General features: G+C 52.1%; 2 protein-coding genes. One reads left to right on the top strand and one right to left on the bottom strand.

Going from position 1 to position 2,366, the window contains the following annotated elements; all coding sequences use genetic code 11:
* Window positions 1-30: 30 nt before the first annotated feature.
* The gene (recA, locus tag AC5JLP_RS14295; RefSeq protein WP_496068591.1) at window positions 31-768 is read right to left on the bottom strand and encodes a recombinase RecA; all 738 of its coding nucleotides are present in this window, start codon (window positions 766-768) and stop codon (window positions 31-33) included.
* A gap of 244 nt (window positions 769-1,012) precedes the next feature.
* On the opposite strand from recA, the gene AC5JLP_RS14290 reads away from it, so the two are divergent.
* Window positions 1,013-2,122: a PDDEXK nuclease domain-containing protein gene (locus AC5JLP_RS14290; protein ID WP_496068590.1), complete on the top strand. Its 1,110-nt coding sequence runs from the start codon at window positions 1,013-1,015 to the stop codon at window positions 2,120-2,122.
* Window positions 2,123-2,366: the final 244 nt, after the last annotated feature.

Below are 2,366 nucleotides of genomic sequence, written 5' to 3'. Positions count from 1 at the left end.
GCAAGGATTAGAGGGCTATCTTACAGGTTTTTACACGTATCCTGTCGCAATCCCATTCTTGGCTGCCTTGACTTTGATCTTGATTCCATATTCCTGCAAACCACGCTTGAGCGTTTGGATACGGCGCACTTCCAGACGCATGGAGGCATAGAACCGCAGCGCCCTCCCGCCAGTAGTCGTTTCGGGCGAACCGTAAGTCACGCCGATTTGATAGCGCAGTTGGTTGGTGAAAACCAAAATGCAGTCGGATGGGTTGGCATTGAGTCGAGCTGTAATTCGTCCGAGGGCTTTGCTCATCAGCTTGGAGTGCAGACCTGTCATGTAGTCACCCATCTCGCCATTGAGTTCGTCTTGAGGCGTGAGTGCTGCAACCGAATCCACCACGATCAGCGCGATCGCCCCTGACTCCACCAGCGATTCAACCACCGATAGCGCCATTTCACCAGAATTTGGTTGAGAGACCAGCAGCTTATCGATGTCTACGCCTAACGCTTTGGCATAGACCGGATCAAGAGCGTGTTCTGCGTCAATGAAAGCAGCTGCGCCACCCGCTCGTTGAGCTTGGGCAATCGCGTGGAGTGCCAGCGTCGTCTTGCCCGCACTTTCAGGTCCAAAGATTTCAATAATGCGTCCTTTGGGTAAGCCACCACCCAAAACGGCGTCCAGGTCTGGGATGGTGGTTGAGAGAGTGGCAATTTGCAGGTGTTTGGCATCGCCCAGACGCATGAGGGTGCCTTTGCCAAGTTGGCGATCGAGTTGCTTTATCAATTGCTGGATGGGCTGATCAAGGGTTGATATGGTCTATCAATTGCTGGATGGGCTGATCAAGGGTTGATATGGTCATAGGGTAAGGGTCCGCATCGAAAAGACCACTCACCCTCATGAGAGCAAGTGGTCTGGGTGTTCCTGAAACTCAGACCCGTTGGAGCGGTAGCTGCAATTTTGTGGGCTTAGACGTTGGCAACCCTTGCCAGCCTGTATAGTACAGAGATACCCAAACATGGGATGAGCAATGGATAGTGGGCTGTCAAAATTAGGCTACGACGAGTTCTTGCGGGAACTGAAGGAGCGCATCCGCAATGCTCAGGTGCGAGCAGCGCTGGCAGTCAACCGGGAACTGGTGTTGCTCTACTGGCAGATTGGCAAGGAAATCCTGTACCGACAGCAGCAGCAGGGATGGGGATCAAAAGTCATCAATCGCTTAGCCACCGACCTTCGCAAAGCGTTTCCCGATATCAAAGGGTTCTCGGCTCGCAACCTTAACTACATGCGCGCGTTTGCCGAAGCGTATCCGGACGAGGCAATTGTGCAACAGGTTGTTGCACTAATTCCCTGGGGTCACAATGTGCGGATTTTAGATGCGGTAAAGACTTCAGAGGAACGGCTGTGGTACATCCAGCAGACCATTCAGTATGGCTGGAGTCGTAATGTCCTGGTGCACCAGATGGATAGCCAACTTCATCGCCGACAGGGTAGCGCCATCACCAACTTTAGCCGTGTTCTACCCGACCCGCAATCGGAACTTGCACAGCAGGTCATTAAAAATCCCTATTCATTCGACTTCCTCAGTTTAGGCAAGGAAGCATTAGAGCGGGAGCTAGAGAGTGCGCTGATCACGCACATCCGAGCCTTCTTGCTGGAACTGGGCGTTGGCTTTTCCTTCGTTGGCAGTCAGTATCCGCTGGTAGTAGATGGCAAAGAATATAGAATCGACCTTTTGTTCTATCACTTTCGCCTGCACTGCTTTGTGGTGATTGATCTGAAGGTAGTCGGTTTTGAGCCAGAATTTTCTGGGAAGATGAATTTTTACGTCTCAGCCGTGGATGATCTGCTGCGCGGCGCGGATGATAACCCGACGATCGGCATTATCCTCTGTCGCACCAAAAGCAAAACGATCGCCGAGTATGCGCTACGCGATGTCCACAAACCGATCGGCATTTCGACGTATCACATGGGCACACCGTTACCGACTTTGTTCCAAACCAGTTTGCCGACGATCGAAGCGCTGGAAGAGGAAATTGAAACCGTCGCGGCTGAAGTGGAGCAAGCCTTGGCATCCCAGGAAATCGAACAGCTTGATTTATTTGCAGACCCAGCGTTGCGAGAGGACACAGCAGATTAAAATCGCCCGTTGCAATCCTTGCGCTACACTATTGCCACTGCATCATAGACTGCATACAGTTCGGTTGGCGCAGCAACTCCGCGATCGCCTCAATGTTTTTCGTCTTTGGCAATGACCCTCGACAACCCATCCGCTATCGATCGCCAAACCCTCCCTGCCTCTATCCCTCACGAATGGGAGGCAAAATTTGGTAGTCCTAAAGGTGTAAGGATGGCGAATCTCTAGCTTGAGCAAGGTACAGTAC

The organism is Stenomitos rutilans (genome assembly GCF_059505485.1).
The sequence above is the reverse complement of the archived record's forward strand: the minus strand, read 5'-3'. Positions and strand labels throughout refer to the sequence as shown.